Below are 19,025 nucleotides of genomic sequence, written 5' to 3'. Positions count from 1 at the left end.
GCCAGCATGCTCGCGTTAGCTCATGGGTACGACATTTCTATTTGGCTCAAGTACGACATTACTATTTAGCCCTGACAGCAAACTCACCGATAATCATTGTTATGTTAAATCATAGAAATTCTAAATCCACGCCTGAGACGCTGACTGGCTGAGCATCCATCCCCCCCATCCTTGGCCCCAACAGCGCAGTGCATCGTCAGCCCGGAGTTGACCAAGAGGGATTGTGTTCAAGCTCCAACGCCAAGTTTTCCTTGTCCCTTGGACAATCGCGAATACTCGCTGCTATATTGCGTGAACCATTCCCGCCCCAGATCCCATGGCACGCTCGCTTGTGCTTGTCGCGTTGGCCGCTTCGCTCTATGGTTGCGCCGGCGCTCCGTCCTTCAGCCTGTTTGGCGCCTATTTTCCGCTTTGGCTCTTGAGCGCCCTGATCGGCATCGTGGGCGCCGTCATTTCCTGGCGGCTGTTTATCCTGGCCGGCTGGGCGGATGTCGTCGGCTTCCCGCTGCTGGTGAACACGGCAATCGGCCTGATGGTCGCTGAAATCGTCTGGCTATCGGCTACGGGACACATCCTATGAAAATGGCCGGCGTCCGCAAAAGCCCGCTGCGCGGGAACTTGATCACCCTGGCGATCGTTGTTCTGGCCATCCTGCTCTCCATCTATGCTTGGCATCGCACCGTGCGGTTTCCGTCTTCCGACGATGCCGGGCTCGATGCCGACATGGTGCATGTGGCCTCGCCCGTGGGCGGGAGGATCGCGAGGATCCTCGTCAGCGAGAACCAGCACGTGGCCAAGGGCGACGTGCTGTTCGAGATCGATCCTGTGCCATACCGGCTAGCCGTGGCCCAGGCGACTGCCGATCTGGAACTGGCGCAGGCTGCGCTGGGCACGCGCAGACGCACGATTGCCACCGAACACGCCAACGCGGCGATTGCCTCGGAGCAGACCGCGCGTACCGAGCAGAACTACGCGCTGACCGCGCGCACCGTGGAGCGTCTGCGCCCGTTGGCCGCGGATGGCTACGTGCCGAAGCAGCAGCTCGACCAGGCCGAGGTGGCGCAGCGCGACGCGGCGGTATCGCTGAAACAGGCCAATGTGCAGCGTGCCGCGACGGCAAAGGCGGTGGGCACGGAAGACGACGCCACGGCGACCGTGCGAGCGCGCGAGGCGGCTCTGGCCATCGCCCAGCGGGCACTGGACGACACCGTGGTTCGCGCCCCGCATGACGGCCGCGTGAGTGGCTTGGCCGTGTTGTCCGGCGAAGTGGTGATTCCCAATCAGTCCCTCTTCCTGCTAGTGCATACCGGCGAATGGTTCGCCGTCGCCAATTTCCGTGAAACCCAGCTGGCCGATATCCGGCTGGGCGATTGCGCCACGGTCTATTCGATGATCGACCGCAGCCATGCCATGCGCGGCAAGGTCGAGGGCATTGGCATTGGCATCGCCGATACCGAGCGCCTGAACCTGCCGCGTTCCCTGCCCTATGTCCAGCCGTCGGTGAACTGGGTGCATGTTGCCAAACGATTCCCGGTGCGGATCAAGCTCGAAGAACCGCCGGAAACGCTGGCCCGGGTGGGCGCGAGTGCAACCGTCGAGATCCGGCATGGCGCAGCCTGCCGCTGACAAGTTGCGTCTCGGGCTGGCCGATCTCGGCGCCCTGCTGGCACCGTTTCCTGGCCGCGCATCGGCCACCACGCGCATTGCCGTGGCTTGCACGTTGACGGTGCTCGTCACCAGCATCTATGGCACGCCGGAGGCGGCCATCTCCGCCTATATCGTCTTTTTCATCAACCGGGCGGATCGCACCACCAGCATCGTGATGAGCGTGGCGGCGCTGGTGCTGGTCAGCATCATCATCGGACTTGTGATGCTGCTGGCCGATTTCAGCGTCGATGACCCACTGCGCCGGGTGGTGTGCATGGCCGTGCTGTCGGCCGCCCTGCTCTTCCTGACCTCAGCCAGCAAGCTGCGCCCGGTGGGCGCCATCATCGCCATGATCATCGGGTTCGGGCTCGACGAACTCGGCCTGGTGCCCGGCGGCGAGATCGCCACGCGCGCCCTGCTCTATGCCTGGCTGATGGTGGCAATTCCGATCGGCGTGAACGTGGTGGTCAACCTGGTGCTGGGGGCGGCGCCGCGCCGGCTGGCCTGCGACCGGCTGGCCCATTGCCTGCGCGTGGCGGCGGCCTGCCTGCGCGATCCGCCACCGGACGGCGCCGCGCTGCACGCAGCCTTGCACGCCGGCGTTCAGCCGGTGGCGGGCTGGCTGAAGCTGGCAAGGATCGAAGGCTCGGCCAAGGCCAGCGACGTAGCCGCGCTACGTCATGCCGCGGCGTCAACCATGGCGATCCTGCTGGCGGTCGATGTCGCCTGCCGGCAGCCGGGCGCACCCCTGCCCGCCCCGGTTGCCGATCCGATCGCCGACACGCTTGACGCGATGGCGCGCATGCTCGATGCGGGCGGCTATCCCGTGGAGATCGGGCTGAGCCCACCGGACTCCAGCCAGCTTGCGCCGGCGCAGGCGGCGGTTGCCAGGGAACTGCACTCGGCCATCAACGGCTTTGCCGAGCCCCCTGAAGCGGACACGGCGACGGACACAGCGACAGCCCCGACGCCCGCAACCCGCCGTGGCGGCTTCCTCGACGCAGATGCCTTTAGCAATCGCGACCACATCCACTACGCGCTCAAGACCACCGGAGCGGCCATGTTCTGCTACCTGCTCTATCAGCAGCTCAACTGGCCAGGCATTCATACCTGCTTCATCACGTGTTATCTCGTGTCGCTCGGGACCGCCGCGGAGACCGTGGAGAAGCTCGCGCTGCGGCTGGCCGGCTGCCTGGCCGGCGCGGTCATCGGCACGGCCGCCCTCGTCTATGTCGTGCCTTCGCTGTCGTCGGTGGGCGCACTCATGTTGCTCGTCTTCGCGGGCTCGTGGATATCGGCCTGGGTTGCGCAAGGCTCTGCGCGCATCGCCTACGCTGGCTTCCAGATCGCGTTCGCGTTCTACCTGTGTGTCATCCAGGGCGCAGGCCCAGGCTTTGACCTGACCATCGCGCGTGACCGGGTCATCGGCATCATGCTTGGCAACCTGATGGTCTACCTGGTCTTCACGCGCATCTGGCCGGTCAGCATTGCCGCGCGCATCGAAGCGGCGCTGGGCCGGCTGGTCGAGCAATGGCAGCAACTGGCGCATGCCAGGCGGCCCGACGACCGGCGCGGGCATGCCACGGCCGCGCTGGCCTTGCAGGGCGATATTGCGCAGGACCTGATCCTCGCGCACTACGAGCCTGCGCCCGTGGGCCCGGCACCCGAGTGGGTCGAAGACCGCCAGCGGCGCCTGCGCTCGCTCGACGCGATTGCCGGTCCGGCGTTCCTGTTCGCCGAGCGGTTCCCGGGCGACCCTGACCTCGTGCAGCGGCTTCGCACGCTGCGGGCGCACGATACGGCGCCGCAGCCAGTGCAGCCCACCGATACCACCCACGCCACTGAGGCCACTGACGCCGCCGGTCACGACGGCCCAGCCCGCGACGCCTTGCTGGCTCTCATCGACAAACGCCTGACCGCCTCCGTTGCCGACGCCGCGCAGGCGGCCCACCCTTCCCCAATCCATGCGCAAACGTGATTCGCTGGTGATTCCGCTATCGCTGATTGCCGCGACGCTGGCCGGTTGTGCCACGTCGTCGCTGAATCTCGCGCCTGTGCAAGCCGATCGGCCGTGGCAGCCCGCCACCACGGCATCCGGAGACATCGTGCCCGGCGCCGCGGCCAGGGCCGCACCCGCGCCAGGGCCTTCCGACTACACGCTACCCGCCAATTCAGCGCTGGCGTCGATCGCACCGCCGCCCGCGCTCGATCCGGCGCACGCTTACTCGCTGCCGGAACTGATCGACATGGCCGAGTCCGCCAACCCGCTGACGCGCATCGCGTGGAACGACGCACGCAATGCGGCGCTGGCCGCAGGCATCGCCAAGGCCAGCTACCTGCCGCACATCTCGGCCGCGGCCATGGGCGGCTACCAGAACGGGCATCTTTCCACCAGCACGCCCCTGGGATCGGCCGGCACCAACACATCCACCCACGGCGCGGTGTCGGTACTGTCGCTGCAATGGCTGCTGTTCGATTTCGGTGAACGTGCGGGGATTGTCGATGCCGCGGAGCAAACTTCGATCGCCGTCAATATTGCGTTCACGGCTGTTCACCAGCGCATCGTGCACGATGTCAGCGTGGCGTTCTACCGCTATCAGGCTGCCCGGTCGCGCGGCGGCACGGTGCAGCAGGCCATGACCAACGCCGATGCCGTGCTCGCGGCCGCCAAAGCCCGCTACCAGCGCGGCATCGGCACGGTCGTGGAGGTGGCGCAGGCCACCCAGAACCGTGCGCAGACCAACCTTGCGATGGTGCAAGCACAGGGCGCCGAGACCGACGCGTATCTGGCCCTGCTCACGGCCATCGGTATCTCGCCGTTGTCCAAACCACGCATCGCCGAAATGCCCGTGCGGCCCTTGTCGCCCGCCTTGCGCGGCTCCATCGAGCAGATCGTGGAAAGCGCGATCGCGCAGCGGCCCGACGTGCTGAGCGCCTACGCGGTCGAGCGTGCCAGCCAGGCCAAGGTCAAGGCGGCCGAGGCGGCGTTCCTGCCCAAGGTGTTCCTGTCCGCGTACACGTCATATGCGTCGGGTGGATCGTCCATCTCGGCGATTCCGCCAATCGGCCAGCAGCCGCCGACGCTGAACCTCAACGGCTATCGCTACGGCGCTAGCGTATTCCTTGGCGTTACCGTGCCCATTTACGACGGCGGGGTGCGCTCGGCGGTGGTCGCGCAGTCGCGCAATGACGTCGACAGCGCATCGGCCCGGCTGACGCGCGCCAAGGAAGAATCGGTACGGCAAGTGGTGGTCAGCCAGAGCGCGCTCGAATCGAGCCTGGCGGCGTACGACGCGGCCAAGGCGCTGGCCGACGCCGCCCAGGTCACCTACAACGCGGCCTTTGCTGCATATAGCAAGGGCGTGGGATCGGTAACCGAAGCCAACCTGGCGCAGACCCAGTTGCTGCTGGCATGGAACGCGTCGACCGACGCGTATAGCGGCGCGCTGGCCGCCGCCGCCACGCTGGCGCTTGCGACCGGGGCGATCGGCTCGATGCGTTGAGCCACCCGAATCCGACTCCGTCCCCCTCTGCTTCCAAAACCCATCAGGCGGATGCAGATGCGAGCGGTACTTCGGTGTAAGTCTGCAGGCGTATGTCGGCCCGATGCAGATCCGATTCATACTGGCGCGCCGCCAAAAGAAAACATGCGGCGGCGACCAAGCCGAATGCCGGCATCACCGCAAGGGCCGTCTGCAGGCCAAGGGCGTCCGAAATCGCCCCCCCGACGAAAGGCCCAACCGCAAGGCCAAACATATTCTGAAAGAGCGACAGTAGTGCCGCGCCGGTGGAACGCACACCCGGGTGAACGACGTCGAGCACAATACCTGCCGCCGGCCCTACCGTACACGTCATCAGGAAACCGCCCAACGCAATGAGCAGGAACTGCTGGCTGGCTGGCATCGCAACGGTAAAGGCCGCAACAAAAACCAGCAGGGTCGCCACGCACAGGAACGCCACGGCGAGAGGCTTGTTGCGCGGTCGGCGTGCAGCCGCCCTGTCCACCACGAGACCCCATACGAAGGCCCCCAGCGCGCCGCACAACACGATCAACGCCGCCTGCTTGGCGGCAACATCCGGGGCTGCGCCGTGGAACCGGTTGAAGTAGCTGGGGAGCCAGGCCCAGACGGTAGACACCACGATGAGCTGAAACGCTGCGCCGACGCAGGTCCACCAAACCGTACGCGAGTCAGACAACGCGCTTGCGACGTGCCTGATGAAGTTCCATGGTGATTCCTTCGCCTTGTGCAGCCGGGATGTCAGTTCCACGGTCTTGTAGTCAGGCACGAACAGGTACAGCAGCGCGATTGCCAGGCCCGGGAAGCCCACCACGCCGAACGCTGCCTGCCAGCCCCAGCGCTGGGCGATCACGCCGCCCAGCATGACGCCGAGGACAGCGCCAATGGAGCCGGCGGCAAAGAACGCTCCCAGCAACATGGAGCGCATGCGCTTAGGGAACAAGCTCGCAATCAGTGCCGCACCGACGGAACCATAGCCACTTTCGCCAACGCCGACCATGGCGCGCGCGGCAAATAGCTGACTGTAGTTGCGAGTAAACATGCATGAGATGGTCGCTACGCTCCATACCGTTGCCATCACGGCGACGCTCTTGACCCGGCTCATCCGATCGGCCAGAAGAGCGACGGGCAGGCCGCCCAGTGCGACAACGATCGAGATGATCGACACCAGTGCGCCAAGCTGCTTGTCCGACAAGCTCCACGCCTCCTTCAAGTGGGGAAACAACGAGACAATGACCTGCCGGTCGATGTAGTCGAACAGCATCAGCGCAAAGGTCATGGCAAAGGCAAACCAGGCTCGGGGCCGGCTGACCAGATAGTCGTCGCGATCATCGGGTCCGGAATGCGGGATGTGCGGGTTCATGCGTGTCTCCATAGTGGGTCGGCTCTTGCATTGAGAGCCACCTCTGATGCTTGCACAGTCTGCTACGTGCAACGGGCATTGCCGGCAACCTTCCGGCATGGTGCGTTCAAAGTCAGGCGGACACGCCAGCAATGCGCCCTTGATGCATGCCGCGTGTGCTTCTGCAATGTGACAGTGCCCTGTCAGGGCACCAGGACGGTGGAGCCTACTGTCTTGCGCGACTCGAGCGCCCGATGCGCGTCGGCGGCATCGGCCAGGGCAAAGGTCTGCTGGGGCTCGCTCGCGATGCGCCCGGCCAGCACGTGGTCGAACAGTTCCTTGGCCATGTCCAGCATGTGCGCGCGCGGCTGGATATAGTGCATCATGGCGGGCCGCGTGAACCAGATAGATCCCTTCACGGCCAGCATCTGGGAGTCGACGATCACCGCTCCCGACGAGGTGCCGTTGCTGATCAGCGAACCGCGCGGCTGCAGGCAGTCCAGCGAGGCTTCCAGCGTGTCCTTGCCCACCGAGTCATAGACCACCGGAACCCCCTTGCCGTCGGTGATCTCCTTGACGCGCTGCACGATGTTCTCGCGCGAGGTCACGATGGTGTGCGCACAGCCGTTGGCCTTGGCGATCGCGGCCTTCTCGTCGGTACTTACGGTTCCGATCATGGTGACGCCCATCGCCCGCGCCCACTGGCAGGCGATCAGCCCCACGCCACCCGCAGCCGCGTGGTAGAGGATGGTCTCGCCACCCTGGAGCGGGTAGACCTGACGGAACAGGTATTGCGCCGTCATGCCCTTCATCATCAGCGTGGCGGCGGTGCGCTCGGAAATGCCATCGGGCAGCGGGATCAGCACCGCGGCCGGCATCACGCGCACCTGGGAGTAAGCGCCCTGCGGTCCGATCAGGTAGCCGACGCGGTCACCCACGCGGATGTCCGTCACGCCGGAACCCACGGCCTCGACCACACCGACCGCGTCGGAGCCCAGCCCGTTGGGCAGCGCCAGCGGGTAGCGGCCGGTGCGGAAATAGATATCGATGAAATTCAGCGCGATGTAGCTGTGGCGCACGCGGGCCTCGCCGGGGCCAGGCTCGCCGACTTCGACGTCCTCGAACTTCAGCACTTGCGGGCCGCCGGTTTCGTACAAGCGAATGGCTTTTGACATGATTGTGTTCCTGTGTATGTTCTGTGGGGCTTCGCGCCGCCGGCCCAGTTGGTCACTGACAGCACGGCGACGGGGTTCGTGGACGGGCCAGAGGCGCCGACGCGCGCCGGGCGAAGGCGACCCCGAGAAGCGCCGCACGCTGGCCGTACCTGGTGGCTTGCCTCATCATGGGTCTCCTTGCCGTTGTGAGCCAGGGCGTGGCAGCGCTCAGGCGACCTTGCGCAGATGACCCTGCTGGCGACCGACGCGGTTGGGCGCGAAGCCATTGGCCGCCAGGGACTCCTCCACGGTGTCGTAGAACACACCGATCTTGGAAATCTCGCGCGCCTGCTGCGCGGTGGCGATCGGGCGGCCGAACTCACGTGAAATGCGCACCAGTTGCTCGATCTGCTGGACCGTGCTGAACTTACTGGAGCGCTGCTGATTCCAGAGGTTGTCCTCGATGCCGCAGCGCACGTGCAGGCCCATGGCGATGCCCATCATGTTGATCGGCAGCACGTTGAGCACGGAGCTTTCCACCGTCAGCACTGCGCCATCGGGCACGGCGCGCACGATGTTAGCCATGTTGTAGATGTTGGGCGCGTCCATGCCGCCGCTGATGGCCACCCAGTTCATGACCAGCGGGCCTTTGTAGATGCCCCTGCGCATCAGGCGCTCGACCGACTCGAAGCTGTTGATGTTGTAGCACTGGAAAGCGCTTTGGATGCCAGCAGCCGACAGGCGGCGGATGTGCTCCTCGACCCAGCCTGGCTGCGAGGGCACCGTCATTTCCTTGTAAGCCTGAAAGGTGGCCGGATCTTCCATCGACGTGCCACGCAGGTCTTCGTAATCGAAGTGCTCCAGCACATTCATCTGCGAGGTGTTCACGGTCACGGTGACCTGGTCGGGCTTGGGGTCGAGATCGGCCAGCATGTGGCGCGTATCGTCGGAGAGCCACTTGGCGGCAGCGCCATCGGTCTCTGGCGCGAAGGAGATCGAACCACCCACCTGGATGATCATCTCGGGCACGGCCTTGCGCACGCCGGCGACCAGTTCGTTGAATTTGGACAAACGCTTGGAGCCGCGGCCATCGAGTTCGCGTACGTGCAGGTGCAGCACCGTGGCACCCGCGTTGTAGCAATCCACGGCCTTCTGGATCTGCGCCTCCATCGTCACCGGGATGTCCTCGGGAAAGTCAGAGGGGACATAGGACGGCGCGTAGGGCGCGGCCGTGATGATGAGCGGCTGCTGGTTTTCGGGGAACAGGTGTCCGTCGAGAAAGTTCATGGCGTGTCTCCAGGGGGGAAAGAAGAAAGGGGATAGGGTTAGCGAGAGTGAGGATCAGAACACCAGGTCAGAACACCTTGTCGCCGATGATGCCGGCGCGCTCCATCTTGCGATGGCAGGGCGGGTAGTCCATCACGGCGTAGTGCTGCGTCGAGCGGTTGTCCCAGATGGCGATGCTGTTCGGCTTCCAGCGCCAGCGCACCTGATACTCGGGAATCAAGGCCTGGCCGATCAGGTACTGCAGCAGCGCCGATCCGCCTTGGGTGAAGTCCTGGCCGTAGCGCACGTTGGCCGCCGTGTGGAAGTTCGTGAAATGGGTGGCGAAGCCGTTGACGAACAGCACTTTCTCGCCGGTCTCGGGATGGGTGCGCACCACGGGATGTTCGGCATCCGGGTACTGGGCCTTGAGTGCCAGGCGTTTCTCAATCGGCATGGCCGCACCGAACGTGGCTTCGATGCTGTGCCGCGCACGCAGGCCGGCGATCTGGAGCTTGACCTCGTCGGGCAGCTTCTCGTAGGCCAGCGCCATGTTGGCCCACATGGTGTCGCCGCCCACCGGCGGGCATTCCACGCAGCGCAGCACGCAGCCCATTGGCGGCGTCTCGCGCCAAGTGGCGTCGCAGTGCCAGCCGTTCTCGTAACGGTCGTTGGGAGCCTCCGGCGATTTGTAGATGCGCACCAGGCCCGGGTGATCCGGGTCGCTGCCGACCACGGGGTGGTCCTCGAGCTCGCCGAAGCGGCGCGCGAAGCCCACATGCTCGGCGCGCGTGAGGTCCTGGTCGCGCAGGAACAGCACCTTGTGCTTGAGCAGCGCGGCCCTGATCTCGGCGAACAGCCCATCGTCGTGCACGGCGTCTGCCAGGTCCACGTTCACAAGCTCGGCACCGATGGCGCACGTCAGCGGTTTGATATGCATGGTTTGTCTCCTTCGTTTTTTTGTTCAAATCACCACCACGGACGGGCCCGTCGTCTTGCGGGACTCAAAGTCGCGGTGGGCACGCCCCGCTACATGCGGCGCGTAGCGCTGGCCGGGCCGCTCTTGCGTTGAGAGCTGCCGCCAATGCTTGATGCTTGCCCGGTCAGTGCTGCAACGCGGGCTCGGGACGGCTAGAGCGGCGCCCTGTGTCAAGCCGCTCGATCAACTGCGAGGCCATCGGCCAGGGCCCATAGCCAGATGCCGGGTTCAGATGACCGACCTTGCCCAGGTCCACCGTGTCACTGCCCCAGGCCTGCGCGAGTTCGATCACCCTGGGCAGATCGCCCAGCGGGTCGTTCTGGCTGGTAGCGACCAGGCTGGGAAACGGAAGCTGCTGGCGTGGTACCGGGAGCCAGCCGCTGGACCGGATCGTGGAGAGTGTCGGGTAGCCTTCCGGCATGGGGCGTTCAAAGTCAGGCGGGCATGCCAGCAATGCGCCCTTGATGCGTGCTGCGTGTGCGGTTGTCAGGGCCCAGTGAGCAAGCACGATGCAGCCACCGCTGTGGGCGACCAGCAGTACAGGGCCGCCAATGTCTGCCACCGCCCGCTCAATTGCCGCGACACGGCGAGAACAGTCCAGGTTCTCGCGTCCCATCGGCGGCACCGTGCATGCACCAGGCAGTCGCTCAGCCAGTAATGTCTGCCAATGGTCGGCAACCTGGTCACGCAGGCCGGGGACGATAAGCACAGTGGACGTTGTCATGATGGATTTCGATTTGAGGTTGTGCTGGAACTCGGGTCTGTCAACAGCTATCGGGGATCAGATCCACATCGGATCCACATCGCAAGACTATCTCTGCAAGACCAAATGCGATGTATTATTTGGGACATTCAATGTCTAAATTGGGACACACCCATGCCCGGCTATACGCCCTTGATCCGAAGCGCCAGTCTTACCGGCTACATGGAACTGGCGCGCCACCATGGACTCAACCCTGAGGCAATGCTGCGCAAAGTGGGGTTGAGTCCTCGAAGCCTCCTCGATCCCGACATGCCGGTCACTTCCATGGCGGTACGCCAGTTGCTTGAGGACAGCGCATCGATGGCGGGCGTGGAAGACTTCGGCTTGCGGCTGGCCATGGACCGGCGGCTGGCCAACCTGGGCCCGATCAGCTTTGTGATGCGCGAAGCACCGAATGCCCGGCAGGCGCTGGACAACCTGTGTCGCTATATGCGCCTGATCAATGCGGCGCTGCTGACTAGCATCGAAGACTTTGGCGATGCCGTATTGATTCGCGAAGAGATCCTGGTCACCGGCAAGTACCCGGTGCGGCAGTCCATTGAAATGGCCGTGGGCGTGCTATACCGCACGATCCAGGAACTATTGGGGCCAACCTGGCGGCCCCGAAGCGTCTGTTTCGAGCATCGTCAACCGCACGGTGCTACGTGTCACAAAGCGCTGTTCGGCTCAGTGGTTGAATTCAATGCGAGTTTCAATGGCATCGTCTGTGCGGCAAAGGACCTCGCCGCGCCCATGCCGGCCAATGACTACCGTATGACGCCCTATGTCCGTCGCTTTCTCGACCAGGCCATGTCTGGATCCGATGAGAGTGCATCGCACACCGTTCGGCAGGTCGTGATTGCCATGTTGCCCGGGGGCAGGTGTACGTCGGACCAGGTGGCAAAGCACCTTGGCGTGGATCGCCGAACTTTGCATCGCCGGCTCATTGCGGAAGGCACGAGCTTTTTGTCACTGCTCCAGGCGGTCCGGGCGGAACTCGCCTCCCGCCAGATACTCGACAGCGATCGCTCCCTCGCCGAACTCGCCGATCTGCTCGGCTTCTCAAGCCCCAGCGCTTTCGCATTCTGGTTCAGAAAGCACTTTGGCATGACGGTGTCGAGCTGGAAGCAAAGCGCACAGGCAGTCGCAAGTGCATTGCCGCAACCCGGCTGATCTTCGCCCTCTCCCACTGTAACCTGCGCACCGAGGCAGGCCAGTTTCTGGCCGGGCTCGCCGGTATGATCGCCTCATACCAAAGGGCAATAGACGCCCCCGGCCCCCTGCGCCTAGCCTTGCGCTGACCTGGCGGCAGGTATTCCCGGCCCCGGACGCAGCGCAGAACGGCGCTTGGCCCGGCGCTGCGCCCATCTCCTTTCCGGGTCTTGGCCATATCGGCGTCAAGGGACGGGAATTCCACGGGATTCCCGCACGCGGGCGCATTGATCCGCGCCTGACCAGCAGCAGCCCGCCGTGCCAGCCCTGCCCATAACGCCCCACAGCGGCTGACTAATACGAAGAGACAATGGCGATGAGCACCATGCAGCTTTAACCTTCGTTCGAGGTGCTTGCGCAGAGCTCCGCCACACTCCCGCGCTGCATCCGACCAAGGATCGGCCGTCCGTCGCCTGTGCCGCGCCATGCCTGCACGATCCTGCCAACCCAACTTCAGGAGAGAACCATGACCAATCCCAAGCTAGAAGTGCTGACCCCGCAGAACAGCCAGCTGATCTTCATCGACCATCAGCCGCAAATGGCTTTCGGCGTGCAGTCGATGGATCGCCAGGCCATGAAGAACAATGCGGTCGGGCTGGCCAAGGCGGCCAGGATCTTCAATATCCCCACCACCATCACCACGGTGGAGAGCGAGTCGTTCTCGGGCTACACCTACCCCGAACTGCTCGACGTATTCCCCGGCCAGAAGACGCTGGAACGCACCTCGATGAACTCGTGGGACGACCAGAAGGTGCGCGACGCGCTGAAAGCCAACGGCCGCAAGAAGGTCGTCGTCGCCGGCCTGTGGACCGAGGTTTGCAACACCACCTTCGCCCTGTGCGCGATGCTCGAAGGCGACTACGAGATCTACATGGTTGGCGATGCCTCCGGCGGCACCAGCAAGGAAGCGCATGACTACGCCATGCAGCGCATGGTGCAGGCCGGCGTGGTACCGGTGACCTGGCAGCAGGTGCTGCTCGAATGGCAGCGCGACTGGGCGCACCGTGACAGTTACGACGCCGTGATGAAACTGGTCAAGGAACACTCGGGTGCCTACGGCATGGGCGTGGACTATGCCTACACCATGGTGCACAAGGCCGAGCAACGTACCGCCACGCCGCACGAGTCGCTCGCGCCGGTACCGGCCCGCTGATTCGCCGCCAACACCACCCTTATCTCTCGGGCAGACAAGCATGAGCGCGCAATCCAATCAGCAAGGCATGGCCCAGAACCCAGCGCGGCGCGAGCTGCTGGTTTCCGGCGCCAGCACGGCCGGTGCCGCCGCCCTCGCGGCCCTGGGCAGCACCGCCGCCGTTGCCGCCGGCAAGCCGCAGGGCCACGCCGCATCCCACCATACCGGAGCACGCAGCATGAACACCGTTACCACCAAGGATGGCACCCGGATCTACTACAAGGACTGGGGCACCGGCCGCCCGGTCGTGTTCTCGCACGGCTGGCCGTTGAATGCCGACGCCTGGGACGCGCAGATGCTGTTCCTGGTGCAGCACGGCTTCCGCGTGATCGCGCATGACCGCCGTGGCCATGGCCGCTCCGACCAGCCCGCCAAGGGCAACGACATGGACACCTATGCCGACGACCTGGCAGCGGTGATCGAAGCGCTGGACCTGAAGGGTGCGGCGCTGGTCGGCCACTCCACCGGCGGTGGCGAGGTGGCCCACTACATCGGCCGCCACGGCACCAGGCGCGTGGCCAAGGCCGTGCTGATCGGCGCGGTGCCGCCCATCATGGTCAAGACCCCGTCCAACCCCGGCGGCCTGCCGATGGACGTGTTCGACGGCATCCGCAAGAACACGGCTGAAAACCGCTCGCAGTTCTTCAAGGATCTGGCGGTGCCGTTCTTCGGCTTCAACCGTCCCGGCGCCAAGATTTCGCAAGGCACCATCGATGCGTTCTGGGCGCAGGGCATGACCGGCAGCATCCTGGGCCAGTACCTGTGCATCAAGGAATTCTCGGAAGTCGACTACACCGAGGACCTGAAGAAGATTGATGTGCCGACGCTGATCCTGCACGGTGATGACGACCAGATCGTGCCGATCGACGATGCGGGCAAGCTCAGCGCCAAGATCGTCAAGAACGCCACGCTGAAGGTCTACCCGGGTGGCTCGCACGGCATGTGCGTGGTGCAAGCCGACAAGGTCAACGCCGACCTGCTGGCCTTCCTCTCGGCCTGATGAACACGCCGTCTCGCGACCAGCAGACAGGCCGGGACGGCCTGTCTTCATCCGATGCCTCCCGGTCCTCCTCGCCTTCCGTCTCACTGACCCGCCGCCAGTTCATCGCCGGCGCCGCCGCGCTCGGCGCGGCTGCCGCCGGCCGGAGTTTCGCCATGACCCAAACCAGCACGCCCGAGCTCATCCTCGTCAACGGCAAGTTCGCCACGCTCGACCGCGCCAATCCGCAGGCCGAAGCCGTGGCCATCAGCGACGGCAAGTTCATCGCCGTCGGCACCCGGCACGAGATCATGCAACTGGCCGGCGCCGCCACCAAGGTGGTCGACCTGCAAGGCCGCCGCGCGATTCCCGGGCTGATCGACAGCCACATGCACATCATTCGCGGCGGGCTGAACTACAACATGGAGCTGCGCTGGGACGGCGTGCGCTCGCTAGCCGATGCCATGCGCATGCTCAAGGACCAGGTGGCGCGCACGCCCGCTCCGCAGTGGGTGCGCGTGGTCGGCGGCTTCACCGAGCATCAGTTCGCCGAAAAACGCCTGCCCACCATCGAGGAGCTGAATGCGGCGGCGCCGGATACGCCTGTGTTCATCCTGCACCTGTACGACCGAGCCATCCTCAACGGCGCCGCCCTGCGCGCCGTGGGCTATACCAAGGACACGCCGAACCCGCCGGGCGGCGAGATCGTGCACGACAAGGCCGGCAATCCCACGGGCCTGCTGCTCGCCAAGCCAAACGCCACCATCCTCTACGCCACGCTGGCCAAGGGCCCCAAGCTGCCGCCCGAATACCAGAAGAACTCCACGCGCCATTTCATGCGCGAGGTGAACCGTCTTGGCGTGACCGGCGTCATCGACGCTGGTGGCGGCTACCAGAACTACCCCGAGGACTACCACATCATCGAGGAGCTGCACAAGGACGGGCAGCTCACGGTGCGCCTGGCCTACAACCTGTTCACGCAGAAGCCCAAGGACGAGCTCAGCGATTTCAGCGGCTGGTCCAAGCAGATCAAGCCTGGCCAGGGCGACGACCTGTATCGCCACAACGGCGCCGGCGAGATGCTGGTCTACAGCGCCGCCGACTTCGAGGACTTCCGCGTCGAGCGGCCCGACATGCCGCCGTCGATGGAAGGCGACCTGGAGCCGGTGATCCGCCTGCTGGCGGAGAACCGCTGGCCCTGGCGCCTGCACGCCACCTACAACGAGACCATCTCGCGCGCGCTGGATGTCTACGAGAAGGTGGCGAAGGACGTGCCCTTCGACGGCCTGCACTGGTTCTTCGACCACGCCGAGACCATCACGGACCGCAACATCGACCGCATCGCGGCGCTGGGCGGCGGCATCGCCGTGCAACACCGCATGGCCTACCAAGGCGAGTATTTCGTCGAGCGCTACGGCGCGCGCGCGGCCGAGGCCACGCCACCGATCAAGCGCATGCTCGAGCGCGGCGTCAAGGTCGGCGCCGGCACCGACGCCACGCGCGTGGCCTCATACAACCCGTGGGTGTCGCTGTACTGGCTGACTACCGGCAAGACGGTGGGCGGGCTGTCGATGTATCCGCAGGCCAACCTGCTCGACCGCGACACGGCGCTGCGGCTGTGGACCGAAGCCAACACCTGGTTCTCCTCCGAGGAAGGCAAGAAGGGCCAGATCAAGGCCGGCCAGCTGGCCGACCTGGCGGTGCTCTCCGCCGACTACTTCAGCGTGCCCGGAGACGATATCCAGGACATCACCTCGGTGATGACCGTGCTGGGCGGCAAGGTGGTGTATGGCGACGGCGATTTTGACAAGCTCGCGCCGGCGCTGCCGCCCGCCATGCCGGACTGGTCGCCGGTGCGCCACGCTGGCGGCTACCAGCCACGGCCGCAGGCCAAAGCGCTCGCGCTCAACACCGCGTGCGCCTGCGCCAGTGCCTGCGGCGTGCACGGCCACGGCCATGCGAACGCGTGGACGGCCGGCGTGCCTGCGTCGGACGAAAGCACATTCTGGGGCGCGCTCGGCTGTTCCTGCTGGGCCTTCTGAGACGCGCGTCCGATCCACGCATCCTGCCAGGGAGACTCCAAGATGCGCCCTTCTGCCTCCACCCACCCTTGCGCGGCGGGCGCCGTCCCGCTCCCGTCCTGGCTGCGCTGGCTTGCACTGCTGGCGCTGTGCGCCGCCTACCTGCAAGGTGGCCTGGTCAAGGCCATGGACTTCGCCGGCGCCATCGGCGAGATGCAGCACTTCGGCCTCGCGCCGGCGGCGCCGCTGGCCGCCGCGGTGATCGCGCTGGAGCTGGGCGCGTCGCTGATGATCCTGTGTGGCGTCTACCGCTGGCTCGGCGCGCTGGCGCTGGCGGTCTTCACGCTGCTGGCGACCCTGCTGGCCAACCGCTTCTGGGCGGCGCCGCCAGCCGAGCAGTTCATGATGGCCAACGCCTTTTTCGAGCATATCGGCCTGGTCGGCGGCTTTGTACTGGTGGCGTGGGAAGACCTCTGCCGCCGCGCGGCCGGGCAAACGGCATGAGGCTGGCCATGCCGCGAGCTCGGCAACCCACGCTGAACACTGAACACAGAACACTGAACACAGAACACTGGAAATGCGATGAAGCTCTATATCGTTTCGCTTGGCGCCGGCATCCTCGTCGGCATCATCTACGCCTTGCTGCAGGTCCGCTCGCCCGCCCCGCCCGTGGTCGCGCTGATCGGGCTGCTCGGCATGCTGATCGGCGAGCAAGTCGTGCCGCCAATCAAGCGCATGCTGGCCGGCGAGCCCGTCACCGCCGCCTGGTTCCACACGGAGTGCGTACCCAAGATCACCGGCGCACCGCCGCCGGCAACCTTGGCCGCGGCCCGCAACGACATACCACCAGCGCCGAGCGGCCCCATCGATTCGCGCTGAGCCCGCCTCACAAGCCAAGCCTTCCGGCGATTCAAGGCTGCATCTGCGCTGCTCCCGCAGCCATCCGCTGCAAGCGCAGACCTTCTGCGCGCGCCTCGGCCAGTCGCTGATTCCAGTCGTCCGGAGGGTGGCCACTCTCCTGCATCTTGCGGAATACGCGGTAGGCGTCGTCGCTGCTCTCGCAGGCGCGCTTGGTGTCTTCGTCGCTAACCCAGGCAAATACGATTACCTTGCTTTGCGCGTGGTAGCGAAAGAACAGCCGGTACTGTTGAAAGAACTTGGCCCGGAACCAATGTTTGTGATCGTCGCCGAGAGTGCCGCCCTGCCGGTATTCCGGCCGTGCCGGCTCCTGCGCGATCACCTCGAACGCCAACCTGGTGATCGCCGCCAGCCGCTTGCTGGCGTTCTTCTTCACGTACCCGGTTGGGTCTCTTTGCTTGAGCGCTTCGACTTGTTGGGTCAGCCCCTCAAGCTGAGCAAGAAACAGGGGATGGGCAAAAACGGTCCAACCGTTGATGACTAAAGGCGCGGGCTGACTCGCGCTCATTCATCGTCTGCCGAAAGGGCGGCATCAAGATCAACTTCGATGCCACCGACCAGCGACTGGATGCGCCGCACAAAACTGGCATCGACGGCCTGCAGGCCCTCCGGATGGCTGGCGATGTCGCGGACCAGGAAACTCAGGAAGTTGCCCAGCACCGGATCGTCTCCCTCGGAAGCCTCGGCGCGCGTCATCACGACCTCGCCGCCGGGGCGGATCGTGTAGTGGATCTTGTCGCGCTTGCCCAGCCGCAGGGCGCGGCGCACGGCCTCCGGCACCGTGGTCTGGTAGCGGTCGGTCAGCTTGGATTCGACTTCGAGGGTGGCAGCCATGGGGCTCTCCGGCCAAAGGAGTGGATGTCTTGCATGGTCATGCAATCGCCTTACCAAGTCAGTGCAAGCGCATTGCCTCCGACGTGTGCCATCCTGCCCCCAAGCCCAGATGGAGACGGCCTACCAACCACATCGAGATAGCGCTTTCTTCACTTTTCTCCATGAAGCGCCACCAGAACCTGAACCAGAATGGACCCACAATCCGCAATCCCCGAGGCCAGGCCGGGACGGATGCGGGGCTGGCTCATGGCGGCATGCGCGGCAGCTAGACCGCGTCCTTCCTCTCCATATCGCTCACCGCTTCGCCGACGATGCGGCGTAGCCACTCAAGCGCGGCATTACCCAGCACGCGGCGGCTGCAGACCATGTCTATGCTGAACGCGTTTTCGCCCAGTTCCGGCGGCAGCGCATGCAGCGCGATCTGCCGGCCTGCCAATGGCAACGCTGCTCGCCGCGCGAGCGTTGCGACGAGGTCGGTGTTCTGCACGGCATAGGGCAACGCAATAATGTGGGCGAAGGTCGCCGCCACGCGTCGCCTGACTCCCAGCCTGGCCAGGTTCTCATCGATCACGCCGCGGGTGGAACCGTCATCGCTCGGCACGAACAGCGCATGCGGCAACTCGATGAAGGTCTGCAGATCCAGCGCGTGCCGGCGCAGGCGCGGATGGCGGCGGTCAGCGATGCAAACGAATTGCTCCTCATACAGATGGGTGACAAGCATGCGTTTTGGCGGCGCCAGGTGGCCGCCGATGGCCATGTCCAGCACGCCTTCATCCAGTTGCTTGTAGATGGCAGCGCGATCAAGCTTGGCGACGCGCAGGTCGGTGTGCGGCGCCAGGCGACGCAGCCGCGCCAATATATGTGGCACGACCACAATATCGGCATAGTCGCTGGCGGCGATGGTGAAGCGCTTGCCCCTGGTCGTCGCGGGATCGAAGCCGGCGCCCTGGTCCAGCACCTCGCGGATCTGCGTCAGTGCCTGGCCGATGGACGGCATCAGGGCCATGGCCCGTTCGGTAGGCACCATGCCGGCCGCGGTCCGCATGAACAGTTCGTCTTGAAACAGCGTGCGCAGGCGGCTCAGCGCGTTGCTGACCGACGGCTGGGCTCTGTGCAAACGCTGCGCGGCTAGCGTGACATTACCCGTCTCGAACACTGCCTCGAAGGCCACCAGCAGGTTCAGGTCGATGGAAGCTAAATTCATGATTCCAATACTACGGATAT

18 protein-coding genes are annotated in these 19,025 nt (G+C 65.1%); 10 read left to right on the top strand and 8 right to left on the bottom strand.

From position 1 onward, the window contains the following. The first annotated feature begins 316 nt into the window (after positions 1 to 316). Genes AC1Q7Q_RS25850 through AC1Q7Q_RS25835 form a run of 4 tightly spaced genes read left to right on the top strand, consistent with a single transcriptional unit; the run spans position 317 to position 5,150 of the window. Positions 317 to 580 carry a hypothetical protein gene (locus AC1Q7Q_RS25850; RefSeq protein WP_492371273.1) on the top strand — a complete coding sequence of 88 codons (264 nt, stop codon included), beginning with the start codon at positions 317 to 319 and terminating at the stop codon, positions 578 to 580. Beyond that, positions 577 to 1,626, top strand: coding sequence for a multidrug transporter subunit MdtN (gene mdtN, locus AC1Q7Q_RS25845; protein WP_492371272.1), 1,050 nt, complete (start codon positions 577 to 579; stop codon positions 1,624 to 1,626). The genes AC1Q7Q_RS25850 and mdtN overlap by 4 nt, the downstream gene beginning before the upstream one ends. Next, on the top strand, positions 1,607 to 3,625 hold the full coding sequence (locus AC1Q7Q_RS25840; protein WP_492371271.1) for an FUSC family protein: 2,019 nt from the start codon (positions 1,607 to 1,609) through the stop codon (positions 3,623 to 3,625). Before mdtN ends, AC1Q7Q_RS25840 begins: the two co-directional genes overlap by 20 nt. Continuing rightward, positions 3,612 to 5,150 (top strand): TolC family protein, encoded by a 1,539-nt coding sequence (locus AC1Q7Q_RS25835; RefSeq protein WP_492371270.1) that lies wholly within the window; start codon positions 3,612 to 3,614, stop codon positions 5,148 to 5,150. The genes AC1Q7Q_RS25840 and AC1Q7Q_RS25835 overlap by 14 nt, the downstream gene beginning before the upstream one ends. Positions 5,151 to 5,193: 43 nt before the next feature. On the opposite strand, the gene AC1Q7Q_RS25830 is transcribed toward AC1Q7Q_RS25835, so the two are convergent. From AC1Q7Q_RS25830 to AC1Q7Q_RS25810, 5 genes are all read right to left on the bottom strand, one after another. After that, positions 5,194 to 6,528 carry a spinster family MFS transporter gene (locus AC1Q7Q_RS25830; protein ID WP_492371269.1) on the bottom strand — a complete coding sequence of 445 codons (1,335 nt, stop codon included), beginning with the start codon at positions 6,526 to 6,528 and terminating at the stop codon, positions 5,194 to 5,196. Positions 6,529 to 6,710: 182 nt separating this feature from the next. Then, on the bottom strand, positions 6,711 to 7,682 hold the full coding sequence (locus AC1Q7Q_RS25825; protein WP_492371268.1) for a quinone oxidoreductase family protein: 972 nt from the start codon (positions 7,680 to 7,682) through the stop codon (positions 6,711 to 6,713). A gap of 207 nt (positions 7,683 to 7,889) precedes the next feature. Continuing rightward, a complete protein-coding gene (locus AC1Q7Q_RS25820) occupies positions 7,890 to 8,948 on the bottom strand; it encodes a beta-keto acid cleavage family enzyme (RefSeq protein WP_492371267.1) in 1,059 nt (352 codons plus the stop codon). 67 nt (positions 8,949 to 9,015) lie between these two features. Further along, on the bottom strand, positions 9,016 to 9,864 hold the full coding sequence (locus AC1Q7Q_RS25815; protein WP_492371266.1) for a TauD/TfdA dioxygenase family protein: 849 nt from the start codon (positions 9,862 to 9,864) through the stop codon (positions 9,016 to 9,018). Between the two features lie 163 nt (positions 9,865 to 10,027). Then, entirely contained in the window at positions 10,028 to 10,627 is a 600-nt protein-coding gene (locus AC1Q7Q_RS25810) for an RBBP9/YdeN family alpha/beta hydrolase (RefSeq protein WP_492371265.1), read from the bottom strand. Between the two features lie 153 nt (positions 10,628 to 10,780). Between AC1Q7Q_RS25810 and AC1Q7Q_RS25805 the strand changes: the two genes are divergently transcribed. The 6 genes from AC1Q7Q_RS25805 to AC1Q7Q_RS25780 all read left to right on the top strand — a co-directional run bounded on the left by AC1Q7Q_RS25805 (position 10,781) and on the right by AC1Q7Q_RS25780 (position 16,928). After that, positions 10,781 to 11,818 (top strand): AraC family transcriptional regulator, encoded by a 1,038-nt coding sequence (locus tag AC1Q7Q_RS25805; protein WP_492371264.1) that lies wholly within the window; start codon positions 10,781 to 10,783, stop codon positions 11,816 to 11,818. A 505-nt stretch (positions 11,819 to 12,323) separates the two neighbouring features. After that, a complete protein-coding gene (locus tag AC1Q7Q_RS25800; RefSeq protein WP_492371263.1) occupies positions 12,324 to 13,010 on the top strand; it encodes a hydrolase in 687 nt (228 codons plus the stop codon). Between the two features lie 217 nt (positions 13,011 to 13,227). Then, on the top strand, positions 13,228 to 14,049 hold the full coding sequence (locus AC1Q7Q_RS25795; RefSeq protein WP_492371286.1) for an alpha/beta fold hydrolase: 822 nt from the start codon (positions 13,228 to 13,230) through the stop codon (positions 14,047 to 14,049). A 155-nt stretch (positions 14,050 to 14,204) separates the two neighbouring features. Further along, the gene (locus AC1Q7Q_RS25790) at positions 14,205 to 16,070 is read left to right on the top strand and encodes an amidohydrolase (protein ID WP_492371262.1); all 1,866 of its coding nucleotides are present in this window, start codon (positions 14,205 to 14,207) and stop codon (positions 16,068 to 16,070) included. A 42-nt stretch (positions 16,071 to 16,112) separates the two neighbouring features. Then, complete coding sequence (locus AC1Q7Q_RS25785) at positions 16,113 to 16,553, top strand: DoxX family protein (protein WP_492371261.1); 441 nt, start codon at positions 16,113 to 16,115, stop codon at positions 16,551 to 16,553. Between the two features lie 78 nt (positions 16,554 to 16,631). Then, positions 16,632 to 16,928: a XapX domain-containing protein gene (locus tag AC1Q7Q_RS25780; RefSeq protein WP_492371260.1), complete on the top strand. Its 297-nt coding sequence runs from the start codon at positions 16,632 to 16,634 to the stop codon at positions 16,926 to 16,928. A 31-nt stretch (positions 16,929 to 16,959) separates the two neighbouring features. Here the strand turns inward: AC1Q7Q_RS25780 and AC1Q7Q_RS25775 are convergent, their stop codons facing one another. The 3 genes from AC1Q7Q_RS25775 to AC1Q7Q_RS25765 form a co-directional block, all read right to left on the bottom strand. Then, positions 16,960 to 17,475 (bottom strand): type II toxin-antitoxin system YhaV family toxin, encoded by a 516-nt coding sequence (locus tag AC1Q7Q_RS25775; RefSeq protein WP_492371259.1) that lies wholly within the window; start codon positions 17,473 to 17,475, stop codon positions 16,960 to 16,962. Further along, the gene (locus AC1Q7Q_RS25770) at positions 17,472 to 17,801 is read right to left on the bottom strand and encodes a type II toxin-antitoxin system PrlF family antitoxin (protein ID WP_492371258.1); all 330 of its coding nucleotides are present in this window, start codon (positions 17,799 to 17,801) and stop codon (positions 17,472 to 17,474) included. The genes AC1Q7Q_RS25775 and AC1Q7Q_RS25770 overlap by 4 nt, the downstream gene beginning before the upstream one ends. 265 nt (positions 17,802 to 18,066) lie before the next feature. Further along, on the bottom strand, positions 18,067 to 19,005 hold the full coding sequence (locus AC1Q7Q_RS25765; protein ID WP_492371257.1) for a LysR family transcriptional regulator: 939 nt from the start codon (positions 19,003 to 19,005) through the stop codon (positions 18,067 to 18,069). Positions 19,006 to 19,025: the final 20 nt, after the last annotated feature.

The organism is Cupriavidus sp. GW823-FHT07A04 (assembly GCF_058794615.1).
The sequence above is the reverse complement of the archived record's forward strand: the minus strand, read 5'-3'. Positions and strand labels throughout refer to the sequence as shown.